This is a genomic window from Schlesneria sp., from assembly GCF_036405755.1.
GTDB classification, from domain to species: domain Bacteria; phylum Planctomycetota; class Planctomycetia; order Planctomycetales; family Planctomycetaceae; genus Schlesneria; species Schlesneria sphaerica.
In genome coordinates this window covers 1-20,193 of the sequence record NZ_DASWWZ010000156.1, presented here as the reverse complement: position 1 = coordinate 20,193, position 20,193 = coordinate 1, and the positions used below count along the sequence as shown (strand labels likewise).

General features: G+C 57.5%; 18 protein-coding genes. 13 read left to right on the top strand and 5 right to left on the bottom strand.

Annotated features, from left to right (window positions below; translation table 11 throughout):
* The 5 genes from VGE80_RS05310 to VGE80_RS05290 form a co-directional block, all read right to left on the bottom strand.
* The coding region (locus VGE80_RS05310; RefSeq protein ID WP_440591931.1) for a PVC-type heme-binding CxxCH protein at positions 1-744 on the bottom strand (744 nt) is incomplete at its 3' end.
* A gap of 6 nt (positions 745-750) precedes the next feature.
* A complete protein-coding gene (locus VGE80_RS05305; protein ID WP_440591930.1) occupies positions 751-2,100 on the bottom strand; it encodes a neutral/alkaline non-lysosomal ceramidase N-terminal domain-containing protein in 1,350 nt (449 codons plus the stop codon).
* A 355-nt stretch (positions 2,101-2,455) separates the two neighbouring features.
* Positions 2,456-3,448, bottom strand: a complete 993-nt coding sequence (locus tag VGE80_RS05300) for a formylglycine-generating enzyme family protein (RefSeq protein WP_440591929.1) — start codon at positions 3,446-3,448, stop codon at positions 2,456-2,458.
* Between the two features lie 70 nt (positions 3,449-3,518).
* A complete protein-coding gene (locus tag VGE80_RS05295; RefSeq protein WP_440591928.1) occupies positions 3,519-3,971 on the bottom strand; it encodes a hypothetical protein in 453 nt (150 codons plus the stop codon).
* Positions 3,972-4,131: 160 nt separating this feature from the next.
* Positions 4,132-5,154 (bottom strand): DUF1559 family PulG-like putative transporter, encoded by a 1,023-nt coding sequence (locus VGE80_RS05290; protein WP_397568617.1) that lies wholly within the window; start codon positions 5,152-5,154, stop codon positions 4,132-4,134.
* 440 nt (positions 5,155-5,594) lie between these two features.
* Here VGE80_RS05290 and VGE80_RS05285 point away from each other — a divergent pair, with 440 nt between their 5' ends.
* The 13 genes from VGE80_RS05285 to VGE80_RS05225 all read left to right on the top strand — a co-directional run.
* Positions 5,595-7,748, top strand: a complete 2,154-nt coding sequence (locus tag VGE80_RS05285) for a DUF2920 family protein (protein ID WP_440591927.1) — start codon at positions 5,595-5,597, stop codon at positions 7,746-7,748.
* A gap of 20 nt (positions 7,749-7,768) precedes the next feature.
* A complete protein-coding gene (locus VGE80_RS05280) occupies positions 7,769-8,779 on the top strand; it encodes a Kelch repeat-containing protein (RefSeq protein WP_440591926.1) in 1,011 nt (336 codons plus the stop codon).
* A 166-nt stretch (positions 8,780-8,945) separates the two neighbouring features.
* A complete protein-coding gene (locus VGE80_RS05275) occupies positions 8,946-11,123 on the top strand; it encodes an alkaline phosphatase family protein (protein ID WP_440591925.1) in 2,178 nt (725 codons plus the stop codon).
* Between the two features lies 1 nt (position 11,124).
* Positions 11,125-13,167 carry an alkaline phosphatase family protein gene (locus VGE80_RS05270; protein WP_440591924.1) on the top strand — a complete coding sequence of 681 codons (2,043 nt, stop codon included), beginning with the start codon at positions 11,125-11,127 and terminating at the stop codon, positions 13,165-13,167.
* A 109-nt stretch (positions 13,168-13,276) separates the two neighbouring features.
* Positions 13,277-13,462 carry a hypothetical protein gene (locus tag VGE80_RS05265; RefSeq protein WP_373649105.1) on the top strand — a complete coding sequence of 62 codons (186 nt, stop codon included), beginning with the start codon at positions 13,277-13,279 and terminating at the stop codon, positions 13,460-13,462.
* Positions 13,459-14,319 carry a hypothetical protein gene (locus VGE80_RS05260; RefSeq protein ID WP_373649106.1) on the top strand — a complete coding sequence of 287 codons (861 nt, stop codon included), beginning with the start codon at positions 13,459-13,461 and terminating at the stop codon, positions 14,317-14,319. Before VGE80_RS05265 ends, VGE80_RS05260 begins: the two co-directional genes overlap by 4 nt.
* Before the next feature lie 50 nt (positions 14,320-14,369).
* Complete coding sequence (locus VGE80_RS05255; protein ID WP_440591923.1) at positions 14,370-14,948, top strand: sulfotransferase; 579 nt, start codon at positions 14,370-14,372, stop codon at positions 14,946-14,948.
* Positions 14,949-15,277: 329 nt separating this feature from the next.
* Positions 15,278-16,756: a signal recognition particle protein gene (gene ffh, locus VGE80_RS05250; RefSeq protein WP_373649108.1), complete on the top strand. Its 1,479-nt coding sequence runs from the start codon at positions 15,278-15,280 to the stop codon at positions 16,754-16,756.
* 291 nt (positions 16,757-17,047) lie between these two features.
* Positions 17,048-17,416, top strand: a complete 369-nt coding sequence (gene rpsP, locus VGE80_RS05245; protein ID WP_373649109.1) for a 30S ribosomal protein S16 — start codon at positions 17,048-17,050, stop codon at positions 17,414-17,416.
* Between the two features lie 144 nt (positions 17,417-17,560).
* Positions 17,561-18,241: a tRNA (guanosine(37)-N1)-methyltransferase TrmD gene (gene trmD, locus VGE80_RS05240; protein WP_373649110.1), complete on the top strand. Its 681-nt coding sequence runs from the start codon at positions 17,561-17,563 to the stop codon at positions 18,239-18,241.
* Positions 18,242-18,338: 97 nt separating this feature from the next.
* Complete coding sequence (rplS, locus tag VGE80_RS05235) at positions 18,339-18,767, top strand: 50S ribosomal protein L19 (protein ID WP_373649111.1); 429 nt, start codon at positions 18,339-18,341, stop codon at positions 18,765-18,767.
* A gap of 151 nt (positions 18,768-18,918) precedes the next feature.
* Positions 18,919-19,344: a YraN family protein gene (locus VGE80_RS05230; RefSeq protein WP_373649112.1), complete on the top strand. Its 426-nt coding sequence runs from the start codon at positions 18,919-18,921 to the stop codon at positions 19,342-19,344.
* A 300-nt stretch (positions 19,345-19,644) separates the two neighbouring features.
* The coding region (locus VGE80_RS05225; RefSeq protein WP_440591922.1) for a DUF1559 family PulG-like putative transporter at positions 19,645-20,193 on the top strand (549 nt) is incomplete at its 3' end.

The following is a 20,193-nucleotide window of genomic DNA, read 5'->3' as shown; positions in this document are numbered from 1 at the left end:
GAGACTCATCCCATGCTGACCACCGCCGCTTGTTGCGGTGAGCGTCATCTGCCGTGGTTCCAGCAGCAGGTGCTGGCCGCGCACATTGATCGGCTTATCGATTTTCTGATCCGCCTGAGAAGGATCCGCTACGGCAACGATCTCGCCACCATCCAGTCCTGTCGGAATATGAAACCGATTATCGAAACGCCACTGAAAGGAGTTGAGCATCCCTTCACCCGCTTTATCCTGCCCGAAGCCGGTGAACAGCCTCTGCCGAATATCCGCTATTCCGTCTCCATCGGTGTCCTTGCAGAACAGGATATCGGGTGCAACCCCCACCAGAATCCCCCCATTCCAGCACGCCACGGCCGTCGGATAGTCTAGGTCATCGACGTAAACGGTCGCCTGATCGAATCGACCGTCCCCGTCTGTATCGACCAGTCGCCGGATGGAGCCTTTTCCGTGGGGAGCAGGACTGGCGTACTGGTTGTACTCGGGCAACTCAACGACGAACGCCCGACCGTATTCGTCAAACGTCATTCCCATGGGCGATCGGATCAGCGGTTCCGCGGCGACGAGTTCGGCGTGGAAGCCCCCCTTCAACCGGATCGCCTTCAGGGATTCGTCGGGAGACTTACCGGGGATACTGGGAAGTTCTCCACTGAAGTCCGATTCTTCACCGCACAGAGGGATAAAGCCCGCCACTAGCGTTATTCCGGCCGTCAGCAAACAACGGACAAACCACTTCGGAGCGCATTGCATAGTTCGTTAATCCCGTACTTGTTCGACCAGTTTCTTAACCGAAGCGGCAATTCGATCTTCCACATCGCCTGCCCACCGAAGTGCGGGACGACCGTACTCGTACAGACTGGATCCCCCTTCGTAACCCCCTTCCTCCCAGACCCGGCGCGAAGGAATATACGAAATCATATCGTCGGTATAACCACAGACCCATGTTCCTGGCCCGTACTCGTGCTTGAATCTCAGAGCATAGTCAACAACCGTCTCAGCCCCCTGGCCGATCACCAGCATCTCTTTCCCTAATTGCCAGGCATGGACCGGGTAGGGATAGGAATCCGAGAAGGTTTCCCCTGCGTCGAGCTTGGCGAGCATTCGACGGGCCCACCTCGCTCGAATTTCGTGATTCTCGGCCGCGAACTTGTTGAGGTCTTCCCGGGTCACCGTCTTCAGATAGGGAAGCTCGACCAGTTCAAAGGCTGTCCGCAACCCGCCCGACACCCTCGTCAGCGGTTGCACGAGTGCCTCTTCCACGCCGACGGCCAGCATGTGACCATACTTTTCACAGAGCTGGACCGTACGTCGGGGCAAGGGGTTCTGGTCCCCCCCGCAAGTGTTGACGAACATGGCTGTCGTACCGGGATGGTTCTTTTCAATCTCGACTTGCGCAAAGCCGGGATAGTCCCCGCACCAGGTCATGAAGCTGAGAGTCGTCGGATGGCAGGCATAGCCGAACAGGACTGCCTCCAGCTTTCCATCGGGTCGCGTGACCGTGAGAATCGGGACCGAATGATCGACGGGCCCCAGCAGAGGGATCCCCGTTTCCAGCATATTGGCCACGTCGGCTTCACGATTGTTTCGGCGGTTCACGGCAAACGTCGCGTGCCCTTCCCCCATCTTCAGGGTTGCCGGAGCAAGGTTTGCCAGTGCTTCACCCACCAGATCCACCGTCGCGGTGACCATCTCGGCCGTGTACTCGTCAACCAGTTTGACCTGCTCAGGGTCGACGATGTAGTAATCAACAAGATCATCGCCCAGACGAGGCCCGCAATGATTGTGAGAGAACGTGAACATGATCTGCTTACGATCAAGGTCATATTTTTCTTTGACCCGCTGGAAGACGACATCACTCATGATTTTCGGCACCCCCTGAAAATCACTGGTAATCAGCACGGCACGATTCCCCTTCGTGTCTTCCAGTGCCAGGGCCTTCATCCACAGATCGTGCAGCTTACCGTCGGGTGCACGTTTGGATCCGTATCCCGCCAGCCAGACCGCAGTCTTGGGAGTAATGACGGTCCGTGCCACCCCCGCCTGCCACTCGGTCGCGATGGCGTCTCCCTCCGCACCTTCTGCTGCCGTTACCTGTGATCCAGCCATTGCGCTGATCACCAGCAGGAAAACGCAGAGAACACAATTCATCAGCGCCCACTGACAAGCCTGAAACGTCGCTGTCCGAGATTGAGAGAATCCCCAAGATCTTCGATTACTCAGCATGTTTGTGTCCTGATCACAGTGAATCACTTTGTCGGGATGCATTCGGGCCGCAAGTCGCGTCCCATGGTCGACCACACCTGACGGGTGGTGCTAATTGGCGAAGTGGAATTCGCTGGCAGTCATAAGAAACAGAGAGTCAGCAGTCAGGGACCAGTCGATCGTGAAACCCGTCATCGATTCCGGTCCAGCATAGTGCACTCATAGATCGCAACAATCAAGCAGCAGCAACTGACGAGGGTTATTCGGTTCCCGTGGGAACCTCGGCAACGCTCCGCGCGACTCGCAACCCGACATAGTTTTTCGGGAAGCCCACGGGTTCGCCGTTGCGAGCGGCGCAACGGGCCAGCAGCGGGCCGTTGAACCAGGACCCTCCGCGGATCACCCGGTGCGTCGCCGGAACGGACTCATCCGTCTCTTGCGACGTGCGGTAGGCCTCTTCGCTATAGGCATTGGAACAGAATTCCGCCACGTTTCCGTGAATATCGAACAAACCCAGGGGATTGGGTTTGCGCTCTCCCTTCTCGTGGGCACGTTGTCCCGAGTTAAGATAGCCCGTGACAGCGTATTCATCCAGGGCCGCATCGGTATCCCCAAAGCACCAGGCGGTTTCGGTACCGGCGCGGCAGGCATACTCCCACTCTTCTTCGGTCGGCAACCGATAGCCCGGTCCTCCGTTAATCGTCACCTTCGCTGAAGCAATCGCCAGCTTCGGTTCTTCGATGTTCTCGCGAGGATATTCCCGCAGTTCGATCTCCTCGAGCGTGTAGTAAGGGGGCAAACCCTCGACTCGACTGAGACCATTCAGATACTCGAGCGCTTCGTACCAGGAAAGAGATTCCACCGGGAACTGGCTGGTGTCGATGCCCTCGACTTCTTTCTTTCCGGTCCCTTCGGCACTAAACCAGCTGGGATTCTTTCCCATGACGGACCGGTACTGATCCTGAGTGACCTCGTACTTCCCCAGATAAAACGGAGCCTTAATCTCGACAATGTGGATGGGGTGCTCTTGTGGTTGCGACCGGTTATCACCTTCGGACGACCCCATCAGGAATTTTCCCGGCTGAATCAGAATCAGTTCCATGTTACTGGAACTGGTTTCTGATGAGACGGCCGGTACGACCAGTTCCAGTTCCGGCCGTGGTGTCACCGCGGCAGCGACGGAAGTCGCCTTCGAAGATGCCGGGGTCGACGCATCGCCGGAACCGCATCCTCCCGTTACAGAACAGGCCAAGAGCCACCCCATGCCCGCAGCGATGCGTATCCCGCAATCCCGCACAAAGCACCCCTCTTCCTCAGTGAAACTATTTATTGTTCAGCCGTATGTCGTAAATATTTTCACCAGAGAGAACTTCAAATTCCAATCCGCTGGTCTTCGAAGCGGTATACTTCTTCGGAACGAGACTCTTTCCCGGAACAATTTCTTCGGTGCGGATCCCGGTCACGGATCCTCCGACCTCTTTCTCATCGGGGTCATCGTGATAGTCGATCGCGATCTTCTGCAGGCCGACGACCACGCGCGCTTTGTAATTCCCTTCTTCATCGATATTCGCCGACGCAATCGGCCCTTCGACGTGGTCGAAGATCACGCGTCCACCCGGAATCGGTTCGTCACCGATGCTGACCGTCCCCGCGATCGTCGCATATTCCCGTTTCGAACCGCCGCCACAACCGGATGTGATGAGTAGCGTCAGAACGATTCCTGCACAACAAATCTCACGCAAGCAGCGAGCGTTATACTGCCAAACGTCCAACATAGGTCAGAACCCCTCTTTCAATGACGGGGGGCGCATCGGGGGCGCAACGCAACACGACGAGAAGTGCCGGCAATCAGGGCAAGCACTCCTCGCGACGTTGCGCCACAACGCGATCCCACCAAGACAAACCGAGTCACTGCAACACGCATCAGCAGGCGTTTTAGAACTCGCCCAGTGCGTTCCCGTCGGCCCGGTCGGCCAGATTCTTGTAGGTCGTCAGGTCGATCGAATCGCTGATAAAGCGGACTGACCCATCACACAAGAGCGTGTGCACACCACCGACGTGACCGCTTTTCAGAGCGGCTTTCGTGATCGTGTTGTGAACAGGGACCTCGGTCCATGCGTACTGTCGGTAAGCACGACTATTCGGTGGATAGGCAATCACGCGCAGTCCATATGCGTAGTCTCCCCCGCGGCCGGTGCAGTTGTAGAACGTATAGCCCATCGCCCAGGCATGGGTTGCGTCGTGATGACTCCCCAACGAACCATAATTCTGACCGGGAGCTTTGTGTGAGTACTCGCCGAATGCCATCGTGTTGGAACTACCGTCCGTGCAATCCCGCAGAGAATATTTGATATTGAAGTTGAACATTCCCCCAATCGACTTCTGCTCTTCGTCCCGACCATTGCTGGGTGGGCAGCGGTGTGGATAGCGGTCCGAACCCATGATGGCTTCGTATTCCGCGATCCCCTGCTTGTTCAGTTCGGGCGTACCAGCCGAGTACATGGCACCGGGCGCATGAGTCGATGAAGGGCACAAAAACGCGGGAATCTTCGTCTGGATCGCGGCGGCGTGCACAGGGTCAGTGATCCCGCAGCAGAGCCATGTCGAGTGACTGAAGTTGAAGCGGTTATAGATGTTCGCCAGATCCATGTAGGGAAGGATCTCGACATGCACGGAATGGCCGGTGAGAGGATCATCCGCCTGAGTCGTGGTTTCGCCCATGGGGAAGCAGTCATGGGTATCGTGATAGTTATGAAGCGCCAGACCAATCTGCTTCATATTGTTCTTGCACTGCGTCCGGCGTGCGGCTTCACGAGCCTGCTGCACCGCGGGAAGCAGGAGCGCAATCAGAACGGCAATGATCGCGATCACGACCAGCAGTTCAATCAGCGTAAACCCTTGTAACGGGCGGCAGCCTTGTGGGCGCCTGAAGCAAGACCTGGAATCTTTCAGCAGCATGACAAATACCCCCGATTAAAACTGTGTAAAAAGAACACATCGTCGAAGCCTGTCAAAAACAGAGAAGGAGATTCTAGAATTGCATTCGGCGTGCCGGAAAACGATACTCCTCGCGATCAATCAAACTCAATAAACCTGTCGAGAGATTCCCGCATTCTCAAAGGGCTCTCACCGAAGAAAAGAGGCCTGAATACAGGAGATCCGACACCAGAAACCTTCTCGTTGCCTCTCTCATGGTTGTCGTTTTTTGTATACAAAGCAAGCAGATTCGCTGAAAAAAGAGGCGATCACATCAAATTTCTTTGATTCTTTTGAAGACAATCACTTGTGGGTGACTGCCACGACTTAAACGCATTAAAAACCAACAACCCGAACCATTCAGTGCCCCATTTACGGGCAATGATTATTATAACTTCATAAACACCTCAGGAGTCGTCAGCATGCCTTGGTCCTCCTCATGCCCAAAGCATTTCATTTGTCTCAGGGGGACGAGGACACTGACCGCTCTCATCCTTCTTTCGTGCCTGATGACGCCCCCCTCCTGGGGACAGACATGGCCTGCATTACCCGAACGTAACGCTGCCGTGAACCTTCCCGCGCAGGAATGGCCTCTTCGGCCGGGACCACGCGAGGTGAAGGTGCTGGTCCATTATCCGCTGGGCGAACTTGCCCGCGTCGATGCCAGCACCGGATTGATGCTCACCCTTCACAACTGGGGAGGTGTCGACTGCGTCGGCACGGCCGCCCCTCAAGAACTCGCCGACCGGCTGAATGTCATCGCGTTGTGCGTGAACTACCTGCAAAGCGGACCTCAGGACTCCATCCACGCGCCAGAGCCTTATGACTTCGGCTATCTGCAGGGACTCGACGCCTTACGTTCGCTCTGGTGGGTCCGCGATCAACTGAAAGCCGCAAACCGACCTTATGACGACAGCCGTATTTCTTCCACGGGCGGATCAGGTGGGGGCAATGTAACGCTGATGGCCAACAAGCTGGCTCCACGCACATTCACCTGTCTCATCGATCTGTGCGGGATGAAGAAATTGTCGAATGACATCGCGTTTAACATCAGCGGCGGGAGTGACCTCAACGCCCGCTGGTCGCCTGCGCCGGAACACCCCTACTATCTTCACCCGTGGGAACAGGAATTGCGCTTTGTGGGTTGCCCCGAGCACCTGTGGACGATGCGGCAAATGGGCAACACCTCGAAGATCATCGTCGTGCATGGTGTTGATGACACGACCTGCCCTTTTGAAGAGGCCGTCGCAATGGTCAACGAGATGAAACGAGCCCAACTGGATATAGAACCTCATTTCATCTCAAAAGCTGACCTGGACGGAAAGATTTTCACCTCGTCGGGGCACGCACTGGGAAATCGGACAGAAATTGTCTTTCGCATCGCCGACAAGTATCTCAACCCGCAAAGCCATCAGTTGCTTCGCCGAACCACGCCACCTGACTTCGATCGGAAAGGCGCGGTACGGTATCGAACGTCCGATGGTGAGGTCGTCATTTCCTATGAGCAGGGATTCCCCGTGGGGCGATTCGAACCCAAGGCATCCCCTGTGAAATACCCCAATCACCAGCAGTTGGCGACTTACATCGCACCCGACGGTGCTTCTCATCCGATCCAGACTCCCCAGGACTGGGACGCGCGGCGACGGCAGATTCAATCTCAGTTCGAACTGGCAGCAGGCCCTCTGCCCGGGCCGGATTTCCGAGTTCCCCTCGACGTCCAGATCCAGGAGACAACCCAACTCGGAACTGTCACACGCATCAAGCTGACCTACCAGTCCGATCCCTTTGATCGAGTCCCGGCATACCTGTTCCTGCCCGGGAACGGAGCAACAAAAAAATCCCCCGCCATGCTGTGTTTGCATCAGACCTTCCGGGGAGGAAAGGACGAGCCAGGGGGCGTGGACGGAAGCCCTTCGCTGCATTACGCACTGGAGCTTGCCCGACGCGGCTATGTGACGCTGGCTCCCGACTACCCGTCGTTCGGGGAGCACCGCTATGAATTTGGTGAGCGATCGCCTTACGAAAGCGGAACGATGAAAGCCATCTGGGATAACATTCGCGCCGTCGATCTGCTGGAGTCCCGTCCGGAAGTCGATCGCCAGCGCATCGGCACCATCGGACACTCCCTCGGCGGACACAACTCCCTGTTCACAGCCTTGTTCGAACCCCGACTGCAGGTGGTCGTGAACAGTTGCGGGTTCTGTCGATTTCATAAGGACGACGTTCCCAGTTGGACCGGCCCCAATTACATGCCCCTGATCGCTTCGAAATTTGGAAACGACCCGGACAAGGTTCCATTCGATTTCCCGGAATTGATCGCCGCGATCGCGCCTCGTGCCTGTTTCGTCAGCGCCGCCGAAAACGATGATGATTTTGATGCTAATGGCGTCCGCGAAACAATCGAGTTCGCCCGGCCCATTTTTGAACTGCACCAGGTCGCCGACCACCTCGTTGCGATTTATCCCCCGACGGAACATTCTTTCCCGGACAGTGCCCGGCGTTCCGCTTATGAATTCATCGATCAAGTTCTGCATCACACTCCCACTGACCGCGATCCCCCCCCCACGTCGAAATAACTCAGAAAGGCCTGGCTGATATGCTGCTTCGTAGTCTGATGCTGAGTGCATTCGTTGCCCTCCTCGCCAATCACGTCTCCCTGCTCGCTCAAGAGGTCGGTCCCGACTGGGTAAAAGTCACTCCTCACGCAGAGTGGAATGCACGCGACTCCAGCGGCGAACTGGTCTTTAAGGACCAACTCTGGCTGTTCGGGGGTTGGTTCAATTCTTTCCAGTCCCCGCCGCGGGATACGTGGAGTTCTTCCGACGGCAAGACCTGGAAGCTCGTTCAACAGGAAGCTCCGTGGAAATACGGCGACCTGCCGATGACTCTGACCTTCGCTGACCGAATGTGGTTCATGGGGGGCTGGACGAACGGCCGTCTGGAGGGTCACGGTGCCACCAACGAAGTCTGGTCAACCAACGATGGGACGAACTGGGAACTCACCTCGAAAGCAGGGTGGACTCCTCGTATCGCTTCCGCAGCCGTCACGTTCAAGGGCCGCATGTGGATCCTGGGAGGAACCGAGAATTACTACTTCGGCGATGACTCAAACCTGAAGAATGACGTCTGGTCGTCCGCCGATGGGAAGGAATGGACGTTGGAAACGGAACACGCCGGCTGGTCACCCCGCTCGTACCACCAGGCCGCCGTACTCAACGACAAGATCTACGTGTTCGGCGGAGGAAACTATGTCCCCAGCTATCACGCCCTGAATGATGTCTGGTCCTCCCGTGATGGGAAGACGTGGGAACGCGAGACGGAACACGCCGGCTGGACACCCCGACTGTGGTTCTCGTCCGTCGTCTATCGCGACAGGATGTGGGTCCTGGGGGGCTGGTCGAATAATCCCTCGCGAAACTGGGGCGACGTCTGGCACTCCAGGGACGGTAAAAACTGGAAAGAACTGAAGTCGAATGTGATCTGGAAGGAACGGCACGAACATTCCACCTACGTGTTCCAGGATAAAATCTGGGTGGCGGGCGGCCATGCACAACCACTTAGCAACGAAGTCTGGTCCCTTGAACTGCCAAAAGACTTTCAGGACTGAACCGCCAAGACTTGCCCGAGCCAGCCCAACGGAATCCTGGACGCGTCCCGCTCGCGCCAGTTCTCTCTGATCGGTCTGTGAACGGAGGGAAACTTTCCTGTATGATTCAGAGGCCCTCGCACGTCGTTCCTGAGAGCGCCTTCATACAGGAATCAGTTCATCCTTCATGATGCAACGATTGCTAACTGCTGTTGTGGCCTGTCTGATTCTGCTGGCCCTCCCCCGACCGGCCGAGGCCTATGTCGGTCCCGGAGCGGGATTCGCGCTGGCAAGTTCCTTCTTCGCTGTGTTCGCGGCCATGTTCTCGGCATTCGTCATGCTGTTTACATGGCCGTTTCGACTGCTGATCCGCCAATTCTTCCGCAAGCGCCCGCCGGGGAAAATGCGATTTGAGCGCGTGGTCATCCTCGGTCTCGACGGACTGGACCATGGCCTGACCACCCGGATGCTGGCAGAGAACAAACTGCCGAACCTGGCACGCCTGCGCGACCAGGGGGGATTCCAACGCCTGGGAAGCACCCTGCCCCCCATTTCCCCGGTTGCCTGGTCCTCGTTTCAAACGGGTGTCAATCCGGGAAAACATAACATCTTCGACTTCCTGGTTCCGGACGAACAAACCTACCGTCCCCGGATGAGTTCCGTCGAAATCCATCCTCCCCGGCCCCTGTTTCGACTGGGGAAATGGGCCCTCCCCTTCTCTCGCCCGGATATCCGCCTGCTGCGAAAAAGCCGCCCGTTCTGGAGCGTGCTGAGTGACTATGGCATCTTCAATTGCATCATTCGGGTCCCCGTAAGTTTCCCTCCGGAAAAGCTGAACGGAGTCCAGTTATCCGCCATGTGCGTTCCCGACTTGCGAGGGACGCAGGGAGAGTTCACCCACTTCACCACCGGCCTGCCGGAACCCTTGGATGAAAACACCCCGCAGAACGCCAACGGACCAAAACGGATTCGACTGACTCGGGCGGGGAACATCACCACAGCCGAGCTGCCCGGCCCGCCACACCCGCGCGGCCCGGAACAGGGGGCACTGAAACTGCCCTTTCGCGTCACACTTCAGGATGCAGAGACCGCGTACCTGAAAATTGGTCGGGAAAAGCGGCTTCTCAGACGGGGGGAATACACCGACTGGATCCCTCTGGAATTCAAAAGCGGGCTGGCGACGACGATCTCGGGTGTCTGCAAGTTTCTTCTGCTGGCGACGACCCCGGAAATCGAGCTGTATGTCACCCCGATTAATATCGCCCCCCAGCGACCCGCAATGCCGATCGGTTACCCTAAGGTCTACCCGGTTTATCTCGCAAAACGGCAAGGCCCGTATGCCACGTTGGGCCTGGCCGAAGATACCTGGGGGCTCAACGAAAGTGTGCTGAGCGACGACCAGTTCCATCAGCAGTGCCTGGAGACCGATCAGGAACGGGAGGCGATGTTTTTCGACGCATTGGACCAGGTTCCCCGAGGTCTTTGCGTTTGCGTCTTCGATGGGACCGACCGCATGCAGCACATGTTCTGGCGATATCACGACGACCAGCATCCGGCCCGTCCGGCAGAGGTTCCCCCTACTCACGAACAGGCGATTGAAAAGCTCTACGCGAGAATGGACGAACTGGTCGGCCGCACGATGGCGAAGTGCGCGCAGAAAGAGACGCTGCTGATGGTGCTGTCTGACCACGGCTTCAATTCGTTTCGCCGGGGGATCGACCTGAACCGCTGGCTCGAACTCGAAGGCTACCTGACCGTTAACGACGATCGACGTGACGAGGAATACCTTGCCGGGATCGACTGGTCCAGGACCCGTGCGTTTGCGATCGGCCTGACAGGCATCTTCCTTAATCTGAAGAGCCGATTCTCGCAGGGAATTATCGAAGACGAGGGTGAGGCGGATCGACTGCGAACCGAAATCACCGAGCGACTGAGTGCTCTCGTGGATCCCGAGAATGGCAGGCCGCCGATCCGGCGAATCTACCAGGCACTGCAAGTCTATCACGGGCCCTACAAGTCGCAGGCCCCCGACTTAATCATCGGATATGAGGAAGGCTATCGGGTTTCGTGGGAGGCGGCCAACGGACAAACCAGCCGTGACGTATTTCACGCGAATACGCGGGCCTGGAGCGGCGACCACTGCGTGGATCCCACTGTCGTTCCGGGAGTCCTCTTCTGTAATCACTCACTCCTGACCGAGTCACCTCGATTGCTGGATATCGGCCCCACCGTGCTCGACCTGTTTGGCGTCCCGACCCCCGGGTATATGGATGGACAGGTCCTGTCGATCGGGGAACGCACCCCGAACGGGTCTCCCTCCACCGCTGCAACCTCCACCGCTGCAACCCCCGTGGAGGCAATCTAGTATGACGGACACGGGCCCCCGCAAACCAAGTCGACGTACCGTCCTGAAAACCGCCGCTGCGGCCACGCTGGGAGCGGCCAGCCTGGGGGCCGCCTCGTACTGGCTGGGAAGCGTCAGCCGCGTCTCACGGAGTGTCGGAAAGAAGGTGATCGTCATCGGGATCGACGGAATGGATCCCCGCCTGACCGCACAAATGATGAAAGAAGGCCAGCTCCCTCATCTGGCTCGAATGAGTTCCCGAGGTGGCTTCAGTAAGCTGGGAACCAGCGTTCCCCCTCAAAGTCCTGTCGCCTGGGCCAACTTCATCAATGGGGCCGGTCCCGGTTCCCACGGAATCTTCGACTTTATCCACCGGCATCCGCATGAGCAGTGCGCCCCCTACTATTCAGCCGCCGACACCGTTCCGGCAGTGGGTGGCTGGGAGGTGGGTGAGCACCAGTTGCAACTCGATTTCTGGCCGTTCCTGCACAAGCCGGCGGAAACCGTGCTGCAACGACAGGGGACGCCGTTCTGGGATTACCTCGACAAGGCGGGAATCGCGACGACGTTTTACGACTTGCCGGCAAACTATCCCCCCAGCCCCTCACAGTATGGCCATCACCGCTGCCTGAGCGGTATGGGCACCCCCGACATGCTGGGGAGCTACGGGACTTACCAATACTTCAGTGAAGATGGTCCGCAGCGTCCTGTCGACGAGGCGGGGGGGAAGCGATCGAAGCTCAGGTTCATTGCCGACACCGCCAACTGCAAGCTCGTCGGTCCTGACAATACGTTGCTCAAACGACCGCTGCCCGTCACGATCGAGTTCCAGGTCCATCGGGATCGCTCGGCCAATGCGATCGTTATCGAAATTCAGGGGCAGAAGATTCTGCTGAAACCGGGTCAGTGGAGTTCCTGGACACGCGTCGATTTTCCGCTCGCCGGCCCCTCGTTCGTGCCGACTCAACATGCCAGTGGCATCTGTCGGTTCCTGCTGCTGGAGGCCACCCCCAACTGTCGGCTCTATGTCAGCCCGATCAACATTGACCCTGCAAATCCTGCCGTCAAAATTTCCGAACCGCCCGAGTTCATCAGTCAGGTCTCGAAAGACCTCGGGCTGTTCTACACGGCCGGTTTTCAGGAAGACCACAAAGCCCGCACGAACGGGGTATTCCGCGATGACGAATTTCTGAAGCAGGCCAGCCTGGTCCTGGAAGAACGACTGGCGCTGCTGGAATACGCCGTCGAGAACTACGACGACGGACTGCTGTTTTTCTATTTCTCCAGCAGTGACTTGCAGTCCCACATGTTCTGGTGGGACTCCGACGAACGGCATCCGACTCGATCCGCCCCGGAAGCCCAGTCGATGTACGCTCATGTCAAACACCTCTACCGCAAACTCGACGAAGTGATTGGCGACCTGGAAGAGCGATACGGGGGCCGCGCCACCATCATGGTGATGAGCGACCATGGCTTTGCGAACTTCGGTCGTCAATTCAACTTGAACTCATGGCTGCGGGAGTTTGGATACCTCAATCCGGCCGAATGCACGTCCATCATGGAAGACGTCGACTGGTCGCAGACCCGCGCTTACGGACTCGGAATTAACGGACTGTATCTCAACCTGAAAGGACGGGAGCGTGACGGAATCGTGGAACCCGGCGAAGAGCGCGAGACCCTGCTGAAGGAACTGGTGACTCGCCTGGAAGCGGTCAAGGACTTCGACGGTACCCCGGTGATTCGGGGAGTCTACCGCAGCGATCAGATCTATTCGGGTGATGCGACGGCGATGGCACCGGACCTGATCATCGGCTATCACCGCGGCTATCGCGCGTCCTGGGAAACGTGTTTGGGAGGCCTGACGAAGGATGTCCTGCTCGACAATGACTCCGCCTGGAGCGCCGACCACTGCACTGACGCTCTGGAAGTTCCCGGCTTACTCTGCTGTAACCAGACGATCCGCTCCGCAGACCCCTCGCTGATTGATCTGGCCCCCTCGATTCTGGAAGAATTCGGATTACCCACCCCCACCCCGATGACAGGACGCAGTATCTTCACTCGCTAAATCCCCCCCCTTTCACCTGAATACCGGACACAAGCGGCGCACTCGCGACAGACCGCAAGCGGCGACAGACCGGTCGATGACACCAGCAACCCATCCTGGAGACCTTTCCATGTCAAAAATCACACTCGACGCGCAATTACTTGACCGCGCCAAACAGGCTGCCGAAAAAGCGGGGTACAGCAGTGTGGAAGAGTTCATCGCGCACTGCATCGAAAATGAAATCAAACGGATGAAGGTCGAGTCTGCAGAGAACCAGGTTGCCAATCAGCTCCGCGGGCTGGGATACCTCAAGTGACCGACGCCGGACTGCAGGTCGTACTGAAACTGAACCAGATCGCAAACACCTGCGGTCAGGTGCTGCTTGCCCCTTTGCACCTGCTGTCCGAACTGACCGGGATGGTCTTTGTTTCCGTCGTATCAGGCCTGCTGCTACTGATTGCCTTCAAATACACATCGAATCAATCGGCGATCAAACGAGTGCGGGACGGTATCAAGGCTGACATGCTGGCGCTCTCTCTGTTCAAAGACAGCATGTTCGTCAGTCTGCGATCCCAGTTCAGAATCGTGCTGGGGGCCTTCAAGTTGATCGCGCTGTCGCTCGTCCCGATTCTCTGCATGGTTGTCCCGGTCACGCTGCTGCTGGGACAGTTATCGCTCTGGTGGCAGCATCGTCCGCTGCTCCGCGGCGAAGAAGCCGTTGTCACCTTGCGACTCAAGCCCCTGACAAGCAGTGTCGATTCCAGACCCGCGTGGCCTTCCGTCGAGTTCAATCCTGCCCCCGCCGCAGCCGTCACAGTGGGACCTGTCCGGATCTCGAGTCAGCGCGAGATCTGCTGGAACGTCCGGGCGAGTGCCGACGGATATCACCTGCTTCAGTTCCTCGTCGATGGGCAAACGTTTGCGAAAGAGATTGCCATCGGCGAACGGGTCATGCGGGTGAGTCAGCAGCGGCCGGAACAAACGTGGATGGCGATGCTCACGCACCCGGCAGAGGCAGCCTTTGACGCCTCATCCCCCGTTCAATCGATCGAAATTCAGTATCCGACGAGAACCTCCCGGGGTACGGGGGGACAACTCTGGCCGGTCTACTGGTTCATCGCCTCGTCCATCGTCGCCTACTCCCTCCGCGGAGTTTTCCGAGTTCAAATGTAGTCGTCTGTCGTCGTCACCCCTTGTTTGTCGTCGCTCTCAGGAACACCTCTGTGAACCTGCCCCAAGAGATTATTGTCGTATCCGGACTTCCCCGTTCCGGCACCTCGCTGATGATGCAGATGTTGAGCAAGGGAGGAGTCGAGATCGTGACGGATCACCTGCGGTCCCCCGACCCCGACAACCCGCGGGGGTACTTCGAGTATGAAGCGGCGAAAAATATTGAAGACGATGCCTCGTGGCTTCCGACCGCACGGGGCAAAGCGGTCAAGATGATTTCCATGCTGCTGTATCACCTGCCGCCGAGCGAACGGTACCGGATTCTCTTCCTGGAACGTGACCTGGCAGAGGTCCTGCAGTCTCAGGAAACGATGCTGCGCCGGATGAATCGCCCTTCGGCCGCTCCCTCGGCTGAAATGCTCAGTGCCTACCAGACCCATCTGGAACGCCTGCACGAGTGGCTCGCGGGTCGGACCGAAATTTCACTTCTGCGAGTCGGATACCGAAATTTGCTCAACGAGCCAGCCACCGAAGCACGACGGATTGCCCAGTTTCTCGGCCGGAACCTGGATCTCGCGGCCATGACCACCGCGATCGATCCTGCTCTTTACCGCAACCGCAAACCCGACTGAAACCCATCACCACAACACTTTTCGCCGACGGCACTTCCAGCTCTTTTCGGTGAACGGACTTACACAATTTGGGCGGGCCAGCCGATAAGACGTCATGACCGCCTCGGATCCGGCCCTGGTCTGGCTGATCCCGAGTTGATTTTCCGTACACTTTCCCCGCCCGCAAGCCTTCGCCTGAAAGTTCAATTTAACATGTTGCGAATTGGCGACAGGTCCTTTATGATGCTTGGCCCGTTCCGGCTCCTGGGCTGAACTGCCTGGATCGTCGTTCGCTCGACGCCGTATGCTTGTCGTACGCTCCGGATCTTTTTAACTCGAGATTGTTACATATGTTTGAAGGTATTGCACAAAGCCTGAAGTCTGCGCTCTCGGTCTTGGGACGCGGCGGTAAGCTGACCGAAGCGAATATTCGCGATGGGATGGCTCAGGTCCGAAAAGCGTTGCTCGAAGCAGACGTCCATTATGACGTCGCCACCAACTTCATTAAACGGTGTACCGAGCTCGCGGTTGGCGATGCAGTACTGAAATCTCTTCGTCCCGATCAACAGATTGTCGGGATTGTCCATCAGCAACTTGTCGAGCTGATGGGGCCCACGGATCATTCGCTGCATCTGCGTAAAGATTCGCTCGGCAAAATCATGATGTGCGGTCTGCAGGGAAGTGGTAAAACGACCACCTGCGGCAAACTGGCCCGCATGCTGAAGGAACAAGGCAAGCGACCGATGCTGGTTGCCGCCGACTTGCAGCGTCCCGCCGCTATCGAACAGCTCAAGATCATCGGCCAGCAACTGGGTGTGCCGGTCCACAGCGAAAATCCCGCTGAAACAACGCCTCTCAAAGTCTGTGCCAACGCCCTCACCGCTGCCAAAGGGGCCGGTGTTGACGTCATCATCTTCGATACCGCAGGCCGCTTGCACGTCGACCAGCAGCTCATGAAAGAGCTTGAGCAGATCGATCGCAAGGTCCAGCCAGATCAGATTTTGCTCGTCTGCGACGCCATGACTGGCCAGGACGCCGTCAACAGCGCCCGGGCTTTCAACGAAGCACTGGAACTCGACGGCGTGATTCTGACGAAGCTCGATGGCGATACCCGCGGGGGTGCCGCGATCAGCGTGAAGGAAGTTACCGGGGTCCCGATCAAGTTCATCGGGATGGGCGAACAGCTCGACAAGCTCGAACCGTTCCATCCGGATCGTATGGCTGGCCGAATTCTCGGGATGGGTGACATCGTCACTCTGTTCGAGAAGGCGGCAGAGCAGATGGACGAAGCCGAAGTGGCTCGCCAGCAGGCGAAAATGGCCGCCGGCAAGTTCACACTCGAAGACTTCCGCGATCAGATGAAGATGATCCGACGGATGGGCTCACTGAAGGATCTGATGAAGATGATCCCCGGGCTGGGCGGGTTACTGGCCTCCAATCCGGATATCGATGCGGAAGGGGACATGAACCGCATCGAAGCCGTGATCAGCTCGATGACCCCCTACGAACGGACCCATCCCGACAAGATCGACCGCAGCCGCCGACACCGCATCGCACGCGGAGCCGGAACGGACCCGGCCGACGTCAACCGGATCCTCAAAGACTTCCACAACATGGCGAACATGGCCCAGAAGATGTCTGGCCTGGGATCGATGGATCGAATGAAGGCCGTTCGCGACCTGGCACAAGGAGGGATGGTGAATCCCGCCGGGGGACTGCGAGTCCCCAAAGAGCGATCCAAACGGGGTCCTGCAGATCAGGCGCTGGCCGACGAAAAACGCAAAAAAGCGCGTAAAGAAGCCAAGAAACAGAAGAAGCGAAATCGGTAGGTGCGACAGTCACGCCCACTCCGGCACGCGGGTTCCGCAGTTTGATCGCTGCGTTCCTGTTTCGGTGTGGAAGGGACGACGGAGATGTTGATGGGTACTGCTGCCAGCATCATCGACCTGAAATGAGCAGCAACACGGAATGAAAAACCTGGATCGTATGGATTGAAATCCCGGCAAGCCGGAACTTCAGTTCCTTCTCTGACTGTTCACATCCTCCTCGTGATTTTGTGGTCAGCCCGATGCGGTCGAACAGTTTTGAGCGATAACCAACTTAGAAATAAGGAGCATTGAGTGGCAGTTCGTATTCGAATGAAGAAGATTGGACGAAAGCACCGACCGTTCTACCGAATCTGCGTGATGGATTCTCGCGTTCATCGTGAAGGTAAAGCCATCGAAGAAGTGGGCTGGTACGACACCTCCGTCGCCGACAAGTCAAAGCGCGTCAAAGTCAACATGGAACGCGTTGAGTACTGGGTCTCGGTCGGCGCCAGCATGTCGGACCGCGTGGCCACGCTGGTCAAGAAGGTCAAGACGAACAGCTACACGACGGCTGCTGCTCCTGCTCCCATGCAGGCTCCCAAGGTCAAAGAAGCTCCTGCTCCCGCAGCAGCGGAAGCGACCGAAGGGGATGCAGCTCCAGCGGAAGCCGCTGCTGAGTAGTGAATCGTTGATGGTTGAATCCCCCGGCATGGCGGTCAGCTGATTTGCCACGCACTGAATCGATCTCAACACAGACTGTTCATGCGGAACGTCCGATGGTGATTTCGTACTTGTTATTTCTCACTTGGGTTAGCTGGCGGCATCATGCGATTCGATGTTTTGACTTTGTTTCCGGAACTGTTCCACAGTTACCTGCAACAAAGTCTGCTGAAGCTGGCCATTGAGAAATCTCTGGTTGACGTCCGACTGTGGAACATTCGGGACTGGACCAGGGACAAGCACAAATCGGTTGACGACACGCCCTATGGCGGCGGCCCGGGAATGCTGCTCGCCTGTCCCCCGGTTTTCGACTGCGTTGAGGCCGTCCAGGCAGACGCGGCCGGGCCGGGACAACTGGTGATGCTGACACCGCAAGGTCGGAAGCTTGACCAGACGCTGGTGAAAGAACTCTCGTCGTACTCACGATTGCTCCTGTTGTGTGGTCGGTACGAAGGGTTTGACGAACGCATTAGCCTGGGACTGAAGCCACTGGAAATCTCGGCGGGCGACTTCATCTGCAACGGCGGTGAAGTTCCTGCGATGCTCATCATCGATACGGTCATCCGACTGGTGCCCGGGGTCCTCGGCGACGAAACCAGCAGCAAATACGACTCGTTTGGAGAAAGTGGACTGCTCGAATACCCGCAATACACTCGACCTCGCGAATTTCGTGGGATGTCAGTTCCCGAAATTCTATTGAGCGGCAATCACCAGCGGATCGCGGAGTGGCGGCAGCAGCAAAGCCTCGAGAGAACACGTCGCAGACGGGGCGATTTAATCGACTGAGAATGTAAAATTTGACCAGAGCAATCGCTTCGAGCCGCCACTCGGCCGAACGTGAGCCAACGGCGAGATTGATCGCCATAGAAGATGGGAATGAATCATGATTAAAGAATTGATTAAACAGGTCGAAGAGCAGTACATCCGCAAAGAACCGCTCGTCTTCGAAATCGGTGACACGGTCGACGTCCACCAGCGAATTCTCGAAGGGGACAAAGAGCGAGTCCAGATTTTCAACGGCGTCGTGATCGCACGCCGCGGTGGCGGAACCCGCGAAAAGTTCACCGTCCGCCGAATCGTTTCCGGTGAAGGTGTGGAACGTACCTTCCCGCTCAATTCGCCCAAGATTGCGAAGATCGAAGTGAAGCGACACGGTAAAGTCCGTCGCGCGAAGCTGTTCTTCCTGCGTGACCGCGTTGGTAAGGCCACCAAGCTGGTCGAACGCGTTGACAAGGCTGAAAAGGACGCCGCTCGCGCCGCCAAGGCCCAGGCCAAGTCGGCCGCCGCCGCCAAGGCGAAGGAAACGACCTGATCTCATTCGATCAGGCTTTTCGTCAGCACATGATCTGGGAGGGTAAGACTTCCGACGAACTCGCTGCTGTGCGGTCTCGACCGCACGCCGGATTCGCTGAAAGTCTTGCCCTCCCATTTCGCATTTATCCTCCTCAAAGGGGGTGACGACGATGCTGGGCTGGTTTCGCCGCTACGTGAAAAAAAGCCTCGAGCCCCGTAAGCAGTTTGGTAATCAGGGCGAAGCCGAAGCAGCCCGCTTTCTGACGGGACTCGGCTACGAAGTCCTGCAGCGACAGCTCCGGGGGCGATTTGGGGAACTCGACCTGGTCGCGATCGACCGCGGGACAATCGTCTTCGTGGAAGTCAAAACCCGCTCTTCAACGGCGGCGGGGCACCCCACCGAATCGGTCAATCTGACCAAACAGCGCAAGATCACCCGCTCTGCACTCGCCTTTCTCAAACAGCGACGGTGGCTCAACAAAAGTGCCCGGTTCGACGTCGTCTCCATCATCTGGCCCGCGGACGACCAGCCACCCCAGATACAGCACTACATCAATGCATTTGAACCTGTAGGGTTCGGTCAGATGTATTCCTGAACTGCACTCACTCTGAAGCTCCCTGCTGAGCCTGCGAACGCAACCCCGCAGCAGACCTGCTCATTCCCGGAAGGCGCCTGGGATCCACGTCAGACGGGTGCGCGAAACAGCCCGAACGCACTCCCATTGCTCGTGCGTGCCCGACGCGGACCGCGAGCCAACCTTAAGTAATGTTCAGCTGAAGCCCCGTCAAATCGCCTTGGCGCGCCCCGTGCCTATGGATACGCTTTATTAAAGATTTTGACCACTCAAAACATCCTACCAGCAGCACAATAAACTTTGTTTATTTCGAGTCCAAAAATGCTTCCGAGTCGGCGAGTTCGTCGTGGTTTTACCCTTATCGAGTTACTGGTCGTGATCGCGATCATTGCCGTTCTGATTTCGCTGCTGCTGCCTGCAGTACAGCAGGCGCGCGAGGCCGCACGCCGGACTCAATGCAAGAACAACCTCAAGCAGATCGGGCTTGCGCTGCACAATTACGAAAGCTCGCACGCGATCTTTCCCCCGTCCTGCATCGTGAACCCGCACAACGACGGCACGGCCTACGGCGTCACCTATGGGGACGCCAGTCGCATCGGACCTCCGGGATTCGGCTGGGGGGTCTGTTTGCTTCCGGAGTTGGAACAGGCGAATCTGTATCACTCGTTCGACACGAATCTGCCCGTATGGGCACCTGCCAACGGGGCGGCCGCCAGGACAAAAGTCCCCGCTTTCCTCTGCCCTTCCGCGACGGGGGGGAGTGACGGATTCAACATTCAGAAAGAGGGTGTGGACAACCGGCACGGCGTAGCCATGACACGTGATGACGGCAGCACCATCTTCTTTGCGCACAGCCACTTCGTCACCAAT

Bases quoted from the DNA above. Each gene is read 5' to 3' on its own strand.
- VGE80_RS05295 (WP_440591928.1), bottom strand. From the start codon at position 3,971: ATGTTGGACGTTTGGCAGTATAACGCTCGCTGCTTGCGTGAGATTTGT.
- VGE80_RS05290 (WP_397568617.1), bottom strand. From the start codon at position 5,154: ATGCTGCTGAAAGATTCCAGGTCTTGCTTCAGGCGCCCACAAGGCTGC.
- rplS (WP_373649111.1), top strand. From the start codon at position 18,339: ATGATTAAAGAATTGATTAAACAGGTCGAAGAGCAGTACATCCGCAAA.
- VGE80_RS05285 (WP_440591927.1), top strand. From the start codon at position 5,595: ATGCCTTGGTCCTCCTCATGCCCAAAGCATTTCATTTGTCTCAGGGGG.
- trmD (WP_373649110.1), top strand. From the start codon at position 17,561: ATGCGATTCGATGTTTTGACTTTGTTTCCGGAACTGTTCCACAGTTAC.
- VGE80_RS05230 (WP_373649112.1), top strand. From the start codon at position 18,919: ATGCTGGGCTGGTTTCGCCGCTACGTGAAAAAAAGCCTCGAGCCCCGT.
- VGE80_RS05305 (WP_440591930.1), bottom strand. From the start codon at position 2,100: ATGGCTGGATCACAGGTAACGGCAGCAGAAGGTGCGGAGGGAGACGCC.
- VGE80_RS05265 (WP_373649105.1), top strand. From the start codon at position 13,277: ATGTCAAAAATCACACTCGACGCGCAATTACTTGACCGCGCCAAACAG.
- VGE80_RS05280 (WP_440591926.1), top strand. From the start codon at position 7,769: ATGCTGCTTCGTAGTCTGATGCTGAGTGCATTCGTTGCCCTCCTCGCC.
- VGE80_RS05275 (WP_440591925.1), top strand. From the start codon at position 8,946: ATGATGCAACGATTGCTAACTGCTGTTGTGGCCTGTCTGATTCTGCTG.
- VGE80_RS05270 (WP_440591924.1), top strand. From the start codon at position 11,125: ATGACGGACACGGGCCCCCGCAAACCAAGTCGACGTACCGTCCTGAAA.
- ffh (WP_373649108.1), top strand. From the start codon at position 15,278: ATGTTTGAAGGTATTGCACAAAGCCTGAAGTCTGCGCTCTCGGTCTTG.